The organism is Clostridioides sp. GD02404, assembly GCF_045898275.1.
Classification (GTDB): Bacteria; Bacillota; Clostridia; order Peptostreptococcales; family Peptostreptococcaceae; genus Clostridioides; species Clostridioides difficile_A.
This window is the reverse complement of the sequence record NZ_JBJOCA010000029.1, coordinates 31,188-50,514: the sequence shown is the minus strand read 5'-3', so window position 1 is coordinate 50,514 and position 19,327 is coordinate 31,188. Positions and strand designations below refer to the sequence as shown.

Sequence of the window (19,327 nt, the reverse complement as noted above, 5' to 3'; positions counted from 1 at the left end):
TATATAATAATGTCTTGATTTTTTTAGAAATCTATGTACCATATATTTCTGAACATACCCAAAAAACTTATAATTTACCTATATTTTATTAATATATTTATTTTTTAATAGATAATAACAATACTACAAAAATAAAATAACAACACTATTAATAAACATTATTTTATAAGAAGTTATCCATAAATAAAAAAAGGTTAATACTATAAAATCAAATAAATTGATTTTATAGTATTAACCTTAAAGTTGAACAATTAATTAAATAAAATAATCTCTTTTCAAACTCCTACTAAAATTAATTATTTTTATTTTGTATTTTTATATTAAGAGCTAACTTAATATCTTTTTTATCTCATTTTTATCTTCAGTATTTAATAGAACTTCTAAAGTATGCTGGTCATTAATTTTTGAAAACAAGCTTCGTATCTCTTTTTTGTTATTTTCTTTAAGAGCTAATAATACTACTAAATCTACCATAAATTTATTATCCCATACAATAGGTTTATTTAACCGTGCTATGGCTATTGCAGGTTTTATAACGTTTTCTGGAAGACCATGTGGTACAGCTACTTTTGAACCCATCACAACACTTCCCATAGCCTCTCTTTTATATACACTTAAGATATACTTTGAGTCTACATATCCACCTTCTTCAAGCTTTGAAACAAGTGTATCAATTATATACTCCTTTGAAATTCCTTCAAAATTGTATAAAATCAAATCTTCATGTATTAAGTTATTCAATTGATTGTCACTATTTAAAGCTGGCGGTTTATTATTTAAGTGTTCTAAGACTTTATTAATACCATTTTTACCAAGTACTTCATTATAAGAAATAAAAGGTACATTTTTGTAATCTATATCAATAGTTCCACAGATAGCAATGATATTGTATTCAGCTTCAATATCATTTAACTCTTCTTCTAAATTATTATTTAAAAAAGCAATTGGCTTTACTTCAATTGAAGTATCATATTCCTTAATTTGTTTTTCTATATGCTCCTTTAAGTTTAAAGCGGTACCCACACCACTCAAACACAATGTAATAATTACATTCTTCTTTCCATATTCATTTTTTCTATAACTAAACTTATTTGTATTTATCATGGCATAATTTTTATTTTTCTTTAAATCTGCTATTATACCATCTAAACTTTTCCCTTCAATAGTTGCAAGTTTTCCTGCCTCCATTGCCAATAATGTATCTACTCTATTTACAGTTTTACATCTAATTCCAAGTCTTTTTTCAACCTCATCACCAAGAATTACTAAAGAACCCATATCAATTAGAACTAAAATCCCTTTCCTAGCTTCTATCTTTTGAAGTTCTTCTAATACATGTTCTATACCTTCTGATGGTGAATCTGTAAGTGCTATTTCTATACCTAATGTACATTCTATACCAAGAATATGATTTACGACATTAGACATTTCAATACCAACTTTACCATGTGTAACTATTACTACTTTTACTTTATCTTTTATACTTTCATCATTATAGCAAAATTTATTTATATAATAAGCTAAATATCCAAGTTCATCTTCTGGAAATGTTACTTGTGTTAAGTCTTCTACTATACCCATTATATATCTAGATAACTCATATTCCATTGGCATTGATGCTTTTATTTTATCTAGACTTGGATTTATTATAGTTTTTCCATCTTTTATCCTTCCTATAGCATGCTCGATATGAATTGCTAGAGCTAAATATAGTCCCTGATTTACATGTTTAAACTGCTCTTTAATAAATATTATTACCTTATCCATTATCTCAAGTGTAGACTCTTTTAATTGTCCACCCCAGTCTATTCTGCTTCTTCTGTCAGACAAGTTTTTATTATTTTTAATAGCATTAAACTTTTTATCCAACTTTTCTATAAATGCATTTTTTAATTCTTCTTCAGAAAAACATTTACTCTCCAGAACCTTAAGTTCTTTTTCTGCATAATTGTATATCTCACTTATTTCATTATCTGATAAAATTCTATTTTTTCCACTAACCAATTCACTAATATCTATATATATATCTTCAACTGAGAACTCAGAATACTTTTCATTTTCACAATTACAATCATAATACCCACTTTTTATATAATCCCTTAAACTATCTAAATCTATAATTACCTTATCACTAGAAAATATTGACTTACTAAAAGCCCTAGCACAGGTTACTTGTATATCACTCTTTAACTGACCTATATTTCCAGTACACTTATAATTCATTAGTGCGCACATAACTTCTTTAGTTATTATAAAATTCTTGTTTACTCTTTTTGCTTCTCTTTCAAAAAACTTTATTATTATCTCATATCTTTCAGACTTTGGTCTTTCACTCATATTAGGTAAATTTATTACCATTGGTATACGTCTTCTAAAAGTCTGAAGTAAATTAGAATTTGGATTTTCTGTTGTAGCACTTATTATGAGAACATTTGCCTTTCTAGTAGAACTACTTTCTCCTAATCTTCTAAATTCACCTCTATCTATTAATGAAAATAGTATCTCTTGCCCAGCAGCAGGCAATCTATGAATTTCATCTAAAAATAAAATTCCATTATCGGCCTTTTCTACAAGACCTTCTCTATTTGCATCTGCTCCTGTATATGCACCTTTTACTACTCCAAAAAGTTGAGCTATCAGTAAATTAGGATTTTCTGCATAATCTGCACAGTTAAATACTATAAATGGGCTATTTTCTTCTTTGATATTATTTTTCACAGCATATTTATACATACATGTGGCTAGTTCACTTTTTCCTACACCTGTTTCTCCATATATTATAGTGTGAAGACCATTAGGAGGATACATTATTGCTGACTTAGCTAAGTTTACCTTTTCTTTTAGGCTTCCCTTTATACCTATCAAGTCTTCAAATCCATCTTCTTCTACAACTTTACTTACCTTCACATACTTTCCCGATGACGCTAAGTCTTTGTCTTTAATACCACCCTTTGACTGATTTAAATTTTCTTCTTTTAATAATTTTGATACTGCACTTCTTGATATGTTATATCCATTATCTATTAATATCTCGGTTATTTTTCTTTCGGACATCTGAGGGTTTTCACTTACAATTTTTGATATATCTTTTATTAATATTTTTTTCCTTCTTTCTCTTGAATCTAAAATATTATTTTTTTTTCTTACTGCTATAACTTCAGACCTAGCTACGTCTAACATTTCAGCAAGTTCTTGGTCAGTATATGGATTTTTTTTGTCTTCTCTTTCTATTTCTCTTAATATTTTATCCATCTTTCGCCTCCTCACTTAAAAAATTAATCTATTTCAATATATTATACACCAAAATAAGACTAGGCAAAATAGCCTAGCCTTATTACTTAGAATTTCCATAATAACCTCTTTAATATACTTATAATCACACTTTGTAATTATAATTTTAAAGACGCACCTTCCCAATCCTTCATAAAGCTATCTATTCCTTTGTCTGTCAAAGGATGCTTAATCATTTGGTTTATAACTTTAAGAGGAACTGTTGCTATATCTGCTCCCATTCTAGCAGCTTGTAAAACATGTATTGGATTTCTAACACTAGCAACTATTATTTGAGCCTCAATACTATTTACACTAAATATATCAACGATTTCTTCAATTAAATCAAGACCATTTTGTGATATATCATCTAATCTTCCAACAAAAGGGCTTACATATGTAGCACCAGCTCTAGCAGCTAAAAGAGCTTGTCCAGCAGAAAAAATAAGTGTAACATTAGTCTTTATACCTTTGCTTGATAGTACTTTTACCGCTTTTAAACCTTCTGCTGTCATAGGTATTTTTATAACTATATTTTTATGTATCTTAGATAACTTTTCTGCTTCTTCTATCATTCCTTTATGCTCTAAACTTATTACTTCTGCACTTATTGGTCCATCTACTATTTCGCTTATTTCTTTAACTACCTCTATAAAATCTCTACCTTCTTTAGCTATTAGTGATGGATTAGTAGTCACTCCACATATCACACCTAAATCATTTGCTTCTTTTATCTCTTCAATATTGGCTGTGTCTATAAAAAATCTCATTAAAAAATCCTCCATAATTACATAATTAAAATACGTGCTAAACACAAGTATATAATATCATAAATTACCTAAATTTTACAGTTCCATTATCTATAGATTCAACTACTGCCAAAGACTCCAGTCTTACATTATTGGCCTTTAAAAGCGCCCCTCCAGCTTGGAAGCCTTTTTCAATAACTATTCCTACTCCAACTAGGCTTGCCTCTGCCTGCTCAATTAAATCTTTAAGTCCAAGAGCAGCTCTTCCATTTGCAAGGAAATCATCTACTATTAGTATCTTCTCACCTTTATTTATATACTTTTTAGAAACTTTAACTGAGTATTCCTTTGCCTTAGTAAATGAATATACATTAGTTTCATATACATCTTTATCCAAGTTTTTAGATTCTGATTTTTTTGCAAATACTACAGGTGCATTGTCAAAATACTGTGAAACAATTGATGCTATAGCTATTCCTGAAGCCTCTATTGTAAATATTTTATCTACCTTTTCTCCTTTAAATCTCTCTTTGAACTCTCTTCCTATTTCATTTAAAAAAGCTACATCAATTTGATGATTTAAAAAGCTATCAACCTTTAGTATATCATTTCCTGAAACACTGCCTTCTCTCAATATCTTCTCTTGTAAAGCCTTCATTGGACTCCCACCTAACCCTTTCTAAAATTAAAAATTATATTAACAAAAAATTATATTTGCTTTAATTTTGCTATATATTATCAGTATCTTATATTAAAATACTAAAAAAGCTCCTGTCTATATCATAGACAGGAGCTTAAAATTCAAAGTAATTAACTTAATATATAATTTAAAATAAGTATAAACTATATCTTCTTCACTCCTGTAGTCAAGCTATTAATGGTAGCTTAGTAGAAACATTTGAACCATATTATCAAAAATATACAGGTAAATATATTAATTTATTCTTTTTAATTATATATTATAATTCTCTATTATTCAACAAATAATTCAAACTGTGTAGAATAATATCCTATAAATAATTTATAAGAATTCAATTTTTTCAAGCAAATTTACAAATTTTCCATAGATACATAGCTTTTTTCAATATTATCTAAAAGTTCATCATCATTTATATTAGCTATTTTAGCAATGGCTTTTTTTACTCCATCAGACTTTATCAATTCTTGTAATTCAACACTTTGAGCATCTTCACTATTATTATAATGAAGTGCTGCACCTATTCCAAGAATCAGATTGTCAACTGATAATCCATATGACTTTGCTGTCATTAAAGGTTTAATCAATCTATCTTTGTCACTTAATTTTCTAAGTGGCTCTCTTCCAACTCTAACTACATCATCATTAAGATATGGATTTTTGAATCTATTTAGAATCTTTTCAATATACTTATAGTGTGCTTTGGAATCAAAGTTATATTTTTTAATTAAACCTTCTCCACTTTCTACCATAGCGTTTTTAACTATATTACAAATGTATTCATCTTTTATACTTTCTTCTATAGTCTTATATCCTTTTAAATATCCTATATAAGCTGTTATAGCATGTCCTGTATTTAGTGTAAACAACTTACGTTCTATATAAGCCATAAGATTCTCAGCTAAATTCATTCCAACTATATTTGGTATATCTCCTTTAAATCCTTGTTTTTCAACATTCCATTCATAGAAATTCTCAACTGTTACATCAAGAGGATTTTCATTTTTGCCTGGAGGAACTATTCTATCAACTGAACAATTTGGAAAACCAACATACATTTCTAAATAGTCTACTTCTTCCTTATTTAAATACTTAAGAACTTCCTCTTTTAGTGAAGAACTTGCATATATTGCATTTTCACAAGCTATTATATTTAATTTACTTGTTAAGCCTTTTTCTTTTCTAGTTTTTATACCTTTTGCAATTGTAGAAGCTATTTTAGTTAAAACTAAAGGTCCGACTGCTGTAGTTATTATTTCAGTTTCTACAATTTCATCTATTATTTCTTCTTTTATAGATGAAACTGCACTTATATTATCAATTACTTCATCTATACATTCCACATCTCTTATGTGTATAGTATATTTTTTATCTTTATTTATCGAATTTAATATTTCTTCATTTACATCAGCAAATACTACATGATAACCTGATTTAACTAATAAACCTCCAATAAATCCTCTTCCAATGTTTCCTGCTCCAAACTGAATTGCCTTTTTCATTTTAAGTTCCTCCTAAGATTAGTTGGCAAAAGCTTCCATAAAAGCTTGTTTGTCATTTGAATTTTTTAGTCTTTCTGTTAAATCATCATCCAAAACGATTGCTATATTAGATAATATCTCTAAATGTTCATCTCCAACACCAGCTATTCCTATTAATAAGTAAGCTTTTTCTCCATCAAAATCTATGCCATTAGGAAATTGTAATATAACTATTCCTGAAGATAAAATTTCTTTTTTAGCTTCATTTACACCATGTGGAATAGCAACACCCATTCCCATATATGTAGTCATTACTTTTTCTCTTTCTAACATAGCTGGTATATATTCTTCTTTTACATATCCATTTTCAACTAATTTTCTTCCTGCTAAAGTTATAGCTTCTTCCTTTGAAACACTATCTAATCCTAAAAATATATTATTCTCATTTAATACTTTACTCATAATATCAACCTTCCTTTTTTAATATTAATTTTATTTATCTATAAATGTTTTTAATCTGTTTGTATAAAAATTAAAAACTATATCTTTTACTTCTAATATCATTTCTTCTATAGAAAATTTATTTATTTTATTAGTAAAAACTATATTGTCAATTAGTGAACCACTTATTTCACTCATTATTTGTCTTTGATAGCTAGGTGAATTTTTAGGAAGCAACATAAAGACTACATTATCTATTTCTTCATTTGAATCTAGCATGATTTTGTTTTCTAACTTTATTATTGCTAACTTCATAATATCTATTCTTTCACTCATACAATGCAACAATAAAATTTTTGATTCTTCTATATATGGAATTGAGATTTTTAATCTTTCTTCTAATGCTTCTTTTATAGATATCATATCTTCACTAGACTTTGCAAATATCTTTGATGAATCTACAATAAGCTCACTTAAATCTTTACTTTTAAATTTTTCAAATTGAACTTCCTCTAAAAATTGAAGAATATCTTTTCCTATATTCATACTTTCTGTTATCTGCTCATAAACTTTATTCTTATTTTTAGTATCAGTTTTTACATTTAAATTAATTAGTTTATTTTGAGCTATAGATTTTATTTTTTCCTTGATTATCTGTTCATCCTCTAAACTCATAAATGGACCTACACATATATAATCTAAGTTTGTATTTAACTCAACTGTGGACACAATTAAGTCTACATCTTTTTCCCTTAAATACTCTTCATCTATGTTTATAGCTGAGATGGTTTCAAGTATGTTTAAGTTAGGAAACTTATTTTCAATCTTAGTTGATAAGAACCTTGAAGTACCTATTCCAGTTGGACATGCTACAACAATATTTATATTGGTATACATCATTAGGTTTTTTTCTATGGCTGATGCAAAATGCATTGCAATATATCCTATTTCAGATTCAGGTATTGAATTTACATTTAGCTTGTCTTTTATAATTTTAGAAATTTTTTCAACACCATTATAGGCATATGAATACTTAGTTTTTATTTCTTCTAAAAGAGGATTTCTTATTTCTAAGCCCATATTTAATCTATTTATAGAAGGACCTAAGTGATTAGCCAAGTCTTTAAACAATCTTTCATCATTTTTAAGACTTATTTTAAATTCATCTTCAGCTAAATCTATCATCTTGTTTGTAATATCCATTACTTCTATATCATCTAAGTTTAAAGCTTTATGATTTGAGGATGACCTTTGCTTTGCACCTCTGATATGCATAGTTATATATCCAACCTCATCTAATGGTATGTCCATATTAAAGTCTATTTCCATACCCTTTACAATTTCTTGAGCTAATCTAAATTCTTCTGTCATAGATAATTCTTTTAGAAACTCTTGGTCCATAGTTACATTTTCACCATTTTTTATTCTCTGTAAAGCCAATGAGATATGAACTACAAGACCTATATATGCACTATCAGCTAAATTTACATCTAAATCTGAAAGCTTCTTTGTTAATGCACTTTCAACTTTTCTTATTATGCACCTGTCCATTAAGTTTAAAAGTCTATTTTCACTTAAAATTTCTATTGCTTTATCCGTCTGTATGTTCTCACTTATATTTCTGACCATATCTAATATTTCTTTTTCATTGAATGAATCATATATAAGGTTTACATATGCTTCTCTAAAGCTTTTTTCTTGACCTTTTAGGTACACACCAAGCCCTGGTTTTCTAACAAGCTCAATATCAAATCTTTCTAGCCATTTGCTTGCTGAAGCAAAATCATTATTAAGTACCCCTTCTGATACTTTTAATATTTTTGCAAAATAATAAGATTTTACTGGCTCGTTAGAAATCAGTAGCTTTGATAATATAATTAAATTTCTTTCTTCCTTACTATATTCTTTTTCTATTTTTTCTTCTTCTAATAACTCAATTATAAAGTTTTGATTTTCTATATTTTCTTCTAATATTAACCCAACTCCTGGTTTTTTTACAAAATTAAAATCATTTTCATCAAACCATTTTTCAATTCCAGACATATCTCTAAGCACAGTTCTTGAACTTAAATCTAACTCTCCTGCAATCTCAGAGATAGTTATTGGAATATTTTTTTTTGAATTTTCTACTATCATTAGTATTATCTTTTTTTGTCTAGATGTAATCTTCTTTTTTTTCAAATTATCCACTCCTAATCAGTGGTACTTTTTATTTTTATTTAGACTCTAATCTTTTAAATAATGCATCTAAATTTGGGTCATTTAAAAAGTTGTTTATTGAAACTATCTCAACACTTGAATTATTCTTAGCCACTCTTTCAACTAGTGTATTATGAGTTACTACTATCTGTGTATCATCTGGAAGGTTATCAACAGATGAGTTTGTAATTTCTATACTTAAATCTAAGTTTTTTATTCTATTTTTAAATCTAGAAGCTCCCATTGCACTAGAACCCATTCCTGCATCACATGCAAATACAATCTTCTTAATTTCATTCACTTCAAGTTGTTTTTCATCAATGTTTTTATCAGAATTTTTACTTGCTGATTTCATGTCACTCATTTTTGCTTTAGCTTCTTCTAAAGTACCCTCTTCTTCACTTTGATTTGCTGAAGCTTTCTTAACAAATGGTGCTGCTACTAAGAATGATACAGCTGTTGCCACTGCAACCCCTGCTAATACTGGAAGTAATCCTCCCTTTGGTGCTAGTGCCATAAGTGCAAATATACTTCCTGGTGATGGCGCTGCTACAAGCCCAGCTCCTAATATTGAGAAAGTTAATATTCCTGCTGCTCCACCTGCCATTGTAGCTAATATTAGAACTGGATTCATTAATATATATGGGAAGTAGATTTCATGTATACCACCAAAGAAATGTATTATTACAGCTCCTGGTGCTGACTGTTTTACACTTCCTCTACTAAACATCCAGTATGCTAATAGAACTCCTAGACCTGGCCCAGGATTACTTTCTAATAAGAACATTATAGATTTACCTGCTTCTTTTGCTTCAGCTATACCTATAGGTCCTAATATACCATGATTTATTGCATTGTTTAAGAACAATACTTTTCCAGGTTCTATAAATGCTGAAACTAAAGGTAATAAACTTTTGCTAACTATAAATTGAACTCCAGATTCTATAAGAGCTGTACCTGCTACTATTGCTGGCCCTATTGCATAGAATCCTAATATTGCAAGAAGCATACCTATTATACCTATTGAAAAGTTATTTACTAACATTTCAAATCCTGTTGGGATTTTACCATCTACAAATTTATCGAATTTCTTGATTATCCATCCTGCAAATGGTCCCATTATCATAGCTCCGATAAACATTGGTATATCAGCTCCAACGATTACACCCATCGCTGCTGCTGCACCTATTACTCCGCCTCTTTGTCCAGCGATTGCCTTACCACCAGTATAAGCTATCAATAATGGTAAAAGGTATTTTATCATTGGGTCACCTAGAGTACTTAACTTCTCATTAGGCATCCATCCTGTTGGTATAAATAATGCTGTTATAAGACCCCATGCTATAAAGGCTCCTATATTTGGCATTACCATACCACTTAAAAATTTTCCTATTCTCTGTATAGATGTCTTTATTGTCGATTGATTAGAACTGCTCATAATTTTACCTCCATTTGAATTATATTCTATATCGATATGATTCCCTTTTGTTATACTTTTATTATAGAGTTTATATTTTCTAGTAACAACTTTAAGAAATCGTTTCTATGTCACTTAAGATAATGACATTTGTCATTTTAGTTTTTGTTTAACTTTATTTATGTAGTATTTTAGAGTATCTAGTGTTGCAAATAATACTATTTTTATAAAATATTTAAATTTAATATAAAAACCAATAATAATTCAATTAAATAATTTTATTAGAGGTACTTTTGGATATACTAATATAGACTTATTTGACCTGTGCTTTTGAAATTTGTACGCTCTATATAAATATTGTCAACATAAAGTGTATAAGTACAATGTATAGCTAATTAGATATTAATTTCTAATTAGCTACCATACAACATTAAACATTATTTAATATACAATTTTACCCTATAAAGCAATATATATTAAACAAATTCAATTAAAATAGTTTAAATTTTTCAAAAATCTCAATATTTGACAAAATACTTTAATAAAATTAAAGAATAAGTTATAATTAATACTATCAATTATAAAAAGTATAAAAATATAAGGAGTGATTAAAAAATGGCGTTTTATTTTGATACACCATCACATACTTTCAGTGAATACCTTCTTGTTCCAGGTTTCTCTTCTACTGATTGTATACCTGCTAATGTAAGTTTAAAAACACCTGTTACTAAATTTAAAAAAGGCGAGGAAGCAGATATTTATATGAATATCCCTTTGACTTCTGCTATTATGCAATCTGTTTCTGATGACAAGATGGCTATTGCACTTGCTAAAGAAGGTGGTATTTCATTTATATACGGTTCTCAAAGTATTGAAAGTGAAGCTGCTATGGTAGCACGTGTTAAGTCTCACAAAGCTGGTTTTGTTGTAAGTGATTCAAATATTAAACCTGAGAATACACTAAAAGACATACTTGAATTAAAAGAAAAAACTGGACATTCTACAGTTGCTGTTACTGAAGACGGAACTTCAACTGGTAAATTATTAGGTATTGTCGCAAGTCGTGATTATCGTATAAGCCGTATGGATTTAGATACTAAAGTTAGTGAATTTATGACTCCTATGTCATCCATTGTTTATGCTAACAAAGATGTTACTTTAAAAGAAGCAAACAACATTATATGGGACCACAAACTTAATTCTCTTCCTGTACTTGATGACAATGGTAATCTTGTTTATATGGTATTCCGTAAAGATTACTCTTCTCATAAAGAAAACCCACTTGAACTTTTAGATTCTTCTAAAAGATATGTAGTTGGGGCTGGTATCAATACTAGAGACTTTGCTGAACGTGTTCCTGCTTTAGTTGAAGCTGGTGCTGATGTTTTATGTATAGATTCTTCAGAAGGTTTTTCTGAATGGCAGAAAATAACTCTTGATTTTATTCGTGAAAAATATGGTGATACAGTTAAGGTTGGAGCTGGAAATGTAGTTGACCGTGAAGGATTCCTTTACTTAGCTGAAGCTGGTGCTGACTTTGTTAAAGTTGGTATTGGTGGTGGTTCTATATGTATTACTCGTGAGCAAAAAGGTATAGGACGTGGACAAGCTACTTCTATAATTGAAGTTGCACAAGCTAGAGATGAGTACTTTGAAAAAACAGGTATTTATATTCCAATTTGCTCTGATGGTGGTATCGTTTATGACCATCATATAACTTTAGCTTTAGCTATGGGTGCAGATTTCATAATGCTTGGTAGATACTTCTCTCGTTTTGATGAGAGTCCAACTAACAAAGTTAACATAAATGGTAGTTACATGAAAGAATACTGGGGAGAAGGTTCTGCACGTGCTAGAAACTGGCAAAGATATGACCTTGGTGGAGATAAGAAACTTTCTTTTGAAGAAGGTGTTGACTCTTATGTACCTTATGCTGGTTCTTTAAAGGACAATGTAACTCTTTCTTTAAGTAAAGTTCGTTCTACTATGTGTAACTGTGGAGCTCTTAGCATACCTGAACTTCAAAAGAATGCTAAACTTACACTTGTATCTTCTACTAGTATAGTTGAAGGTGGAGCTCATGATGTTATGTTAAAAGATAATAGAAATTTATAATATAAACAAAAGTGTAGTTGATTATAAAATCAGCTACACTTTTTTATTTTAATATGACCTTTTATTTAACTGTAAATTCAAGAAGCTTACTTTTAAGTTCATTTTCTATTTTTGATAGTTCAACTTCTGCTTCTTGTCTCTTTATTCTACCATCATGTTGTATCTTAACTACTTCATCAATAGTTGATATTAAAGATTGATTTGTTTTCTTAATTGTATCTATATCTACAATTCCTCTTTCTGATTCTTTTGCTGTTTCTATTGTACCCATCTTTAGAGTTTCTGCATTTTTTAATAAAAGCTCATTTGTCATATTGCTAACTTCACGTTGAGCTTTCATGGCTTGATTTAAGTGAGAAATCCCAAGGGCAAGTACTATTTGATTTTTCCATAATGGAATTGTATTTACTATAGTTGATTGAATCTTCTCTGCCATTAAATTATTACTATTTTGAACTAGTCTTATCTGTGGAGCCATTTGAAGAGATACCATTCTAGTTAATTCTAAGTCGTGAATCTTCTTTTCAAATCTGTCACAAAGCGAAACCATATCATTCACAGATTGAGCATCTTCTGTTGAACCAGATAAGCTGGCCTTTTCTCTTAATTTTGGCATTTCATATTCTTTCATATCTTTTAGCTTTTGTTTTCCTGCTATAATATACATAGTAAGTTCTTTTGAGTAAGCTAAGTTCAGCTCATACATCTTATCAAGCATAGCTATATCTTTTAAGATTTTAACCTGATGTTTTTGAAGTTCTTTACTTACTTTGTCTACATTTACCTCTGCACTATCATACTTAGTTTTTAGATTTGAGATTTTATTATTTGCCTTTTTAAAGATTCCTAAAAAACCACCTTGTTCTTTTTCGTCTGCTGAAAATGCTTTTAAATCAGTAACTAGATTTGTAAGCATATCTCCAACTTCCCCCAAATCTCTAGTCTTAACACTCTTTAGAGCTGTTTCAGAAAACCCTGCTACCTTTTTTTGAGCACCAGCTCCATATTGTAAAATCATATTTGTATTTGTAATATCTATTTTTTCTGCAAATTCCTTCACCATCTTACGTTCAGATTCAGATAGCTTTTCTTCTTCTGGGTCTTTTTCATCCTTTTTCATTAATAGGTCAGAATTATTTATATCACTTGTATTTGATTCCTCTGCAAATGGGTCAAGTGTTAAAGTTGGCATAACTGGTATATCATCTAAATTATTCATTATATCTTTCTCTCCTCTTCCTTTATAAAGTACTTATTAACTTATATACTGCATATTCCATACTCTATAACTACTTAATTGTTCAAAAATAACAGAATATTTTTTATATTGAAGTTAAAATTTACCACTTGTTAATCCTTCTTGAACTAACATGTTTTCTAAAACAGTAATATCTGTAGATATATCGATTGCTTCATCTTCAAATAGATAATCTAATTGATTTTCAAAAGCTATTACAATTGTACTCATTGTATTTTCAATACTTTCCATAGTTGTTGTTATATTTTCTCTATCTATACCTTGTTCTTCCAATGTATGATATGAATTCAATAACTTCAAAGTAGTTGGAAGATAATAGTCCATAAATTTTTGTATTTGAGTAAGTTTTGATGGGTCATGTTTTACAACATCAAATATTTTACTTGTAACATCTTCTACTTGTACAATTTTATTGCACATTGATTCCGATTTAATATTTTTATTAGCTTCTTTTATTTGTGTTAAATAATTCATTCCAGTATTTATAATTTTATCAACTTCATTAACTTCATCGGTTTTTTCTTCTTCTTTAACTTCATATGCTACATCTTCATATTTTGGCGGAGTAAAATCTTCATTTGTCAACACAATTTGATTACTTCTTTTATCAATATAAGTATTTATAAAGTAGTTTTTGTCTATCATCTTTTGTACATCTTTTATTATAAAATTTAATGACTTAGATGTGCTTTCTGCAATAAGTTCTACTGGAATAATATTCCTATTACTTATGATTGTACAATATTTTTTATAACGAGAAATTTGGTCTCCTAATCTCTTTCCTTTAAAAATACAAACACCACCTATGATTAAAAACACTGCACATACTTGAATAGGAAGTATTACAGCCCATCCAATTATAATAGAAATAGTTGAAAGTACTAAGGCAGATAATGTAAATAAACCTACTAAACCCCATCCAACTATTTTTAAAAATTTACTTAAAAATGAATTTATCAACACAGATTTTTTGGAAAAATTTTCTGATTTATACATAGTTTATATCCTTTCATTTTCATTAATATTATTAATATATTGCAGTTTGATTATACAATTACTTACTTATTACTGTCAAGGAATTTGAATTTCTACAAATTATTTCAAATAAAGTAATAGACTTAAATATAGGTATATTTTAAATTAAAAATATACTTATATTTAACTCCATATAAAAATAAGAGAACTTAACTTTAATTAAATTTAAGTTCCCTCATTTTTATTTTTATATAAATATAATTAGCATTGTTTATCTTTGCTATACATATTGATGAAAATTTATATTAATAAAGATTTGCAAATATCTCTCTTATTTCTTCTCTGCTAAGCTCTACATAATTATTAGCAAGTAATCTTTGTTGATTAGCTATTGTACTATCTGTAAATTCATCTATTTGACTTTCTACCATTCCATATTCTCTTAAGACTTTTTTAGCTATTAATTTATTTAAAAACTTTTCTAATTCTCCATAAACATCACAATTAGGGTCACATTCAAGAGCATCTGCTAAAATTTTTGTACATTTCGTAATTTTTCCATCAGGATCTTTTCTAGAATACATCTTAAATACTTCAGTAAAGAACTGATAATTTGCTTCACCATGAGCAACATGGAAAGCTGCTCCAATTGAATAAGATAGAGCATGAACTGCTGCACAACCAGCATTTCCAAAAGCGATTCCTGCATAATTTGATGCAAGAACAAAATCCTTAAGATGATTAAATCTCTCCTCATCACCTTTTTCAACTATTTGTTTATACCCATCCATAATCATTTTTATTGCTTGTAAAGAATACATTTCTGTAAATGGACTTGCTTTTGGAGAAAGATAAGACTCAATTGCATGTATAAGAGCATCTACTGAACTTGTAACAAAGAATTTATAAGGTAATCCCTTTACTGTCTCTGGAATTAAGACTGCATAGTCTGCATAAGTTTCTTCTACTGCAAGCCCTTTTTTAGTATGCTTGGATTTTAATTCTGCAATGGCTACATTTGTTACTTCACTACCTGTACCACATGTTGTAGGAACTACTACTAACTCTTTTATTTTTTTAGGTGCTACGTCTCCTTCAAATAAATCAATAGACTTTTCTGGAACATCAAGTGCTAATATCTTGCATATATCAACTATTGTTCCTCCTCCAAAAGCGATAATTCTATCAAAATTATACTTTTTCATTTCTTTTGTCATAGAATCTATCATTTCATCAGATGGTTCACCTGTTCCAAACTTTTCTTGGAAAATTAGATTTGTATCTATTCCAAGAGGCTTCATATATGGCTCATATATAAATTCATTAGTAATTACTAAATCATTTTTTCCTATTTTAAATTCTTCGTTGAATTCTTTAAATGTATCAAAATAAAATATTTTTGGAACTACTCTAAGTGCTTCCATTATTAACACCCCTCTATTATTAATATTTCTCATTAAATCTTTTTTCAAATTCTAACGCCAGACTTTCTCTTACACTTGGATGAGCTATATTAATTAAATTTCTTGCTCTTTCTCTAAGAGATTTTCCTTTTAGCTCTGCTATACCATATTCTGTTACAATGTAATCAACATCATTTCTTGATGTTGTTATAGGTGCACCTTCATCCACAATAGAGACGATTTTTGAAATCACTGTACCATCCTTTTTTGTAGTTATTGAAGGCATAGCTATAATTGCTTTTCCATCTTCTCCCATAGAGACTCCACGTATAAAATCAACTTGACCTCCAACACCACTAAATTGTCTAAGTCCCATTGCTTCTGCAACCACTTGTCCCATCAGGTCAACTTGTATAGCAGAGTTTATAGAAACCATTTTATGCTGTTTCATTATAACTGCTGGATGATTGACATAGTCTACAGGTTTAACTTCAACTGCTGGATTATTATGTGCAAAGTCATATAATTTTTTAGTACCCATTAAGAATGTAACTGTCATTTTCTCTTTATCAAAATTTTTATATTTGCCATTTATAACACCTTTTTCATAAAGAGCTAAAGTTCCATCTGAAATCATTTCTGAATGAATACCTAAATCTTTTTTATCCGTTAAAAATAGCATAACTGCATCTGGGATTCCACCAATTCCAAGTTGTAAAGTAGAACCATCTTCAATTAATGAAGCACAATTTTTACCTATTGCTTCTTCTACTTCTCCAATCTTTGCGGGTTGTAATTCATATAAAGGTTGTGATTTTTCCACTATATAATCAAACTCTGATACATGAACTACTTCACCATAAGTTCTAGGAAACTGGTCATTCACTTGAACAATTACTGTTCTAGCAGTTTTAATAGCTTCATAAGTATAATCAACTGATGTACCTAAACTACAATATCCATGTTCATCTGGTGGAGTTACCTGTGCTAACACAACATCACATTTTAATCTTTTTTCCCTAATTAACTTTGGTACTTCATGGAAGAATGCAGGTGTAAAGTCGCCATCTCCGTTCTCAATTGCTTTTCTTACATTTCCACTTACAAACATTGGATTTACTCTAAAATGAGCTTCCATCCCCTTAGAAGTATATCCACCACTACCTAAGCTTACCATGTGTTTAATCTCAACATCTTTATATTGCTCAGCATTTTCAATCATAGCTTCTACTAGTGCAGGAGGCTCACCTACACAATGTGCAAATACTACAGTATCCCCATTTTTAATCTGCTTTACGGCCTCTGTAGCACTACATAATTTACTTTGATACAATTCTTGCCAATTCAATGAAATCCCCCCATTTAGCTCTTTTTTAAGTTTCACAAATTGCTGATTCAATTATATTTATAGCTCTTTCTATATGGCTAAAATCCCATATCTTAATACACTCATTTTTTACTTTATATGGTTGATAGGATGCGCATAAAGTTGCGCATCCTCCAATTATAAGTAACAAATCATATTCCACATTTTCTTGTGCTATACTAAAATCTACTCTACCATCGAAGTGCTCTTTGATTATTGTAAGAGCCTTCCCTCTTTCGTATCTAGGGTTACAGCCCCCACAAAATCTAACTCCACAGGTCATCGTGTAAATTCTCCTTCTAAAAATATCTTTATCTAACAATCCACTACTATTTTATAATTATTTCTTATCCCATATATTTTTTCATTAATTAAAATCGATATACTTTTCCCTTTTATATATCAACTTGTAAATTTCCTATAAATTTAGAGCTTTCTCTTTTTTTATCCCTGCAATTGTCTTAGCTAACTCTTTTTTCTGACCTATATTTCCTTGTCTTGAAATCATTATTCTTTGAGCTTGTGGTGAACCTGCTCCATGCATTGATTCAGTTCTATAACCAACAGCAGATGAACCAAGACATATATTTTCTAAGAATCTTAATATTCTCATTCTTTCTTCTGTTGAAGCTACTGAAGAAGCTTTAAAATACTTATTACATACTTCGCCAATAGTCATTCCACTTGTTCCAACTTTAAGGTCTGATTTAAAGTCTTTTTCTGAAGGCATAGTAACCATAAGACCACCAGCTATATCTTCTGCAAGTCTTACTATTTCATAAGGAAATCTAGTTACATTCTGTTTACATACATTTGCAAGAAGTAAATCTATTTGATAGTTTCCAGCTTCTGTCTTATGCCCTTCTGATGAACATGCTATACCACAACAATATAAGCTTTCATTAAGATGAGTCATTTCTATTAACTTATCTTTTATATGTGAAGCTTTATTTGCTCCATTATAATCAGCTGCTAAAGCTGCTGCTCCTATTATTACATCACCTACACCTACTTTACAACCACCATAACTTTGTCTGTGGTATCCAGCAAATCTCTCAACTAACATACCAGAGAAATCCCACTCTCCACATAAGAAAATTCTATCATTTGGAACAAATACATTATCAAATACTACTAAAGCTTCCTGACCACCAAATTCTTTATTTCCTAAATCAACATCTGCGCCTTCTTCTAATTTTCTAGTATCACAAGATTGTCTTCCATAAATCATGAACACACCCTCAGCATCTGAAGGAACTGCAAATGATACAGCATAGTCTTTATCTGCTTCTGTCATACTTATAGTAGGCATTATAAGATGCTCATGTGAATTTATTGAACCAGTTTGGTGTGCCTTTGCTCCTCTTACAACTATACCATCTTCTCTTCTTTCTACTATATGAAGAAACATATCTGGGTCAGGTTGAGCACTAGGTGACAATCCTCTATCTCCTTTAGGGTCAGTCATAGCACCATCAACTACTAAATCGTTTTCTTGTATATAAGTTAAGTATTTTACAAAATTATCATGATATTTAGTTCCATGAGCTTTATCACACTCGAATGTTGTTGAATATACTGCATTAAATGCGTCCATACCAACACATCTTTGGAAACAAGAAGCTGTTTTTTGACCACATAGTCTTTGCATTTTCACTTTTTTCACTAAATCATCAGTACTTTGATGAAGATGCCCAAATCTATTTATTTTTTCGCCTGTAATATTTGAAGTAACTGTCATTAAGTCTGCATATTCTGGGTCATGAGCTAAATCATAAGTTGCTGCTACACAATTTATAGATGGTCTAATCATAGGATGGTCAACCCAATTTTTAACCTCTTCACCAAACATATAAACCTTAGTGTTTAATTTTCTCAAACTTTCAATATATTGAGCTCCTGTCATTAATGCCATAATAAAACCACTCCTTTTTTTATAAAATTTTTTATTTATGT

At 29.3% G+C, this 19,327-nt stretch carries 14 protein-coding genes and 1 riboswitch; of the genes, 1 reads left to right on the top strand and 13 read right to left on the bottom strand.

Annotated elements, in window-relative coordinates; genetic code table 11:
- Positions 1 to 327 precede the first annotated feature (327 nt).
- From Q3287_RS15790 to Q3287_RS15760, 7 genes are all read right to left on the bottom strand, one after another.
- On the bottom strand, positions 328 to 3,252 hold the full coding sequence (locus Q3287_RS15790) for a sigma 54-interacting transcriptional regulator (protein WP_054270931.1): 2,925 nt from the start codon (positions 3,250 to 3,252) through the stop codon (positions 328 to 330).
- Between the two features lie 137 nt (positions 3,253 to 3,389).
- Positions 3,390 to 4,040 (bottom strand): fructose-6-phosphate aldolase, encoded by a 651-nt coding sequence (gene fsa, locus Q3287_RS15785; RefSeq protein ID WP_003423115.1) that lies wholly within the window; start codon positions 4,038 to 4,040, stop codon positions 3,390 to 3,392.
- Between the two features lie 64 nt (positions 4,041 to 4,104).
- Positions 4,105 to 4,677 carry a xanthine phosphoribosyltransferase gene (locus Q3287_RS15780; protein ID WP_054270932.1) on the bottom strand — a complete coding sequence of 191 codons (573 nt, stop codon included), beginning with the start codon at positions 4,675 to 4,677 and terminating at the stop codon, positions 4,105 to 4,107.
- A 185-nt stretch (positions 4,678 to 4,862) separates the two neighbouring features.
- A riboswitch (purine riboswitch) is annotated at positions 4,863 to 4,964 on the bottom strand.
- A gap of 105 nt (positions 4,965 to 5,069) precedes the next feature.
- A complete protein-coding gene (locus Q3287_RS15775) occupies positions 5,070 to 6,218 on the bottom strand; it encodes a mannitol-1-phosphate 5-dehydrogenase (protein ID WP_407964391.1) in 1,149 nt (382 codons plus the stop codon).
- Between the two features lie 18 nt (positions 6,219 to 6,236).
- Positions 6,237 to 6,659: a PTS sugar transporter subunit IIA gene (locus Q3287_RS15770; RefSeq protein WP_021385085.1), complete on the bottom strand. Its 423-nt coding sequence runs from the start codon at positions 6,657 to 6,659 to the stop codon at positions 6,237 to 6,239.
- A 30-nt stretch (positions 6,660 to 6,689) separates the two neighbouring features.
- On the bottom strand, positions 6,690 to 8,828 hold the full coding sequence (locus Q3287_RS15765; protein ID WP_407964390.1) for a BglG family transcription antiterminator: 2,139 nt from the start codon (positions 8,826 to 8,828) through the stop codon (positions 6,690 to 6,692).
- Positions 8,829 to 8,853: 25 nt separating this feature from the next.
- A complete protein-coding gene (locus Q3287_RS15760) occupies positions 8,854 to 10,275 on the bottom strand; it encodes a PTS mannitol transporter subunit IICB (protein WP_054270935.1) in 1,422 nt (473 codons plus the stop codon).
- Between the two features lie 594 nt (positions 10,276 to 10,869).
- On the opposite strand from Q3287_RS15760, the gene Q3287_RS15755 reads away from it, so the two are divergent.
- Positions 10,870 to 12,369, top strand: coding sequence for an IMP dehydrogenase (locus Q3287_RS15755; protein WP_054270936.1), 1,500 nt, complete (start codon positions 10,870 to 10,872; stop codon positions 12,367 to 12,369).
- A gap of 61 nt (positions 12,370 to 12,430) precedes the next feature.
- On the opposite strand, the gene Q3287_RS15750 is transcribed toward Q3287_RS15755, so the two are convergent.
- The 6 genes from Q3287_RS15750 to abfD form a co-directional block, all read right to left on the bottom strand.
- Positions 12,431 to 13,588 carry a toxic anion resistance protein gene (locus Q3287_RS15750; protein WP_054270937.1) on the bottom strand — a complete coding sequence of 386 codons (1,158 nt, stop codon included), beginning with the start codon at positions 13,586 to 13,588 and terminating at the stop codon, positions 12,431 to 12,433.
- Positions 13,589 to 13,702: 114 nt separating this feature from the next.
- Positions 13,703 to 14,623 carry a 5-bromo-4-chloroindolyl phosphate hydrolysis family protein gene (locus Q3287_RS15745; protein WP_074178387.1) on the bottom strand — a complete coding sequence of 307 codons (921 nt, stop codon included), beginning with the start codon at positions 14,621 to 14,623 and terminating at the stop codon, positions 13,703 to 13,705.
- 284 nt (positions 14,624 to 14,907) lie between these two features.
- Complete coding sequence (locus Q3287_RS15740; protein WP_407964389.1) at positions 14,908 to 16,026, bottom strand: 4-hydroxybutyrate dehydrogenase; 1,119 nt, start codon at positions 16,024 to 16,026, stop codon at positions 14,908 to 14,910.
- A 19-nt stretch (positions 16,027 to 16,045) separates the two neighbouring features.
- A complete protein-coding gene (locus Q3287_RS15735; protein ID WP_054270939.1) occupies positions 16,046 to 17,353 on the bottom strand; it encodes an acetyl-CoA hydrolase/transferase family protein in 1,308 nt (435 codons plus the stop codon).
- 25 nt (positions 17,354 to 17,378) lie between these two features.
- Positions 17,379 to 17,654, bottom strand: coding sequence for a hypothetical protein (locus Q3287_RS15730; RefSeq protein ID WP_407964388.1), 276 nt, complete (start codon positions 17,652 to 17,654; stop codon positions 17,379 to 17,381).
- A gap of 135 nt (positions 17,655 to 17,789) precedes the next feature.
- Positions 17,790 to 19,286 carry a 4-hydroxybutyryl-CoA dehydratase/vinylacetyl-CoA-Delta-isomerase gene (abfD, locus tag Q3287_RS15725; protein WP_054270941.1) on the bottom strand — a complete coding sequence of 499 codons (1,497 nt, stop codon included), beginning with the start codon at positions 19,284 to 19,286 and terminating at the stop codon, positions 17,790 to 17,792.
- Positions 19,287 to 19,327: the final 41 nt, after the last annotated feature.

Coding starts and splice junctions, on each gene's coding strand:
- abfD (WP_054270941.1), bottom strand. CDS start 19,286: ATGGCATTAATGACAGGAGCTCAATATATTGAAAGTTTGAGAAAATTA.
- Q3287_RS15750 (WP_054270937.1), bottom strand. CDS start 13,588: ATGAATAATTTAGATGATATACCAGTTATGCCAACTTTAACACTTGAC.
- Q3287_RS15740 (WP_407964389.1), bottom strand. CDS start 16,026: ATGGAAGCACTTAGAGTAGTTCCAAAAATATTTTATTTTGATACATTT.
- Q3287_RS15790 (WP_054270931.1), bottom strand. CDS start 3,252: ATGGATAAAATATTAAGAGAAATAGAAAGAGAAGACAAAAAAAATCCA.
- fsa (WP_003423115.1), bottom strand. CDS start 4,040: ATGAGATTTTTTATAGACACAGCCAATATTGAAGAGATAAAAGAAGCA.
- Q3287_RS15760 (WP_054270935.1), bottom strand. CDS start 10,275: ATGAGCAGTTCTAATCAATCGACAATAAAGACATCTATACAGAGAATA.
- Q3287_RS15780 (WP_054270932.1), bottom strand. CDS start 4,677: ATGAAGGCTTTACAAGAGAAGATATTGAGAGAAGGCAGTGTTTCAGGA.
- Q3287_RS15730 (WP_407964388.1), bottom strand. CDS start 17,654: ATGACCTGTGGAGTTAGATTTTGTGGGGGCTGTAACCCTAGATACGAA.
- Q3287_RS15745 (WP_074178387.1), bottom strand. CDS start 14,623: ATGTATAAATCAGAAAATTTTTCCAAAAAATCTGTGTTGATAAATTCA.
- Q3287_RS15755 (WP_054270936.1), top strand. CDS start 10,870: ATGGCGTTTTATTTTGATACACCATCACATACTTTCAGTGAATACCTT.
- Q3287_RS15775 (WP_407964391.1), bottom strand. CDS start 6,218: ATGAAAAAGGCAATTCAGTTTGGAGCAGGAAACATTGGAAGAGGATTT.
- Q3287_RS15770 (WP_021385085.1), bottom strand. CDS start 6,659: ATGAGTAAAGTATTAAATGAGAATAATATATTTTTAGGATTAGATAGT.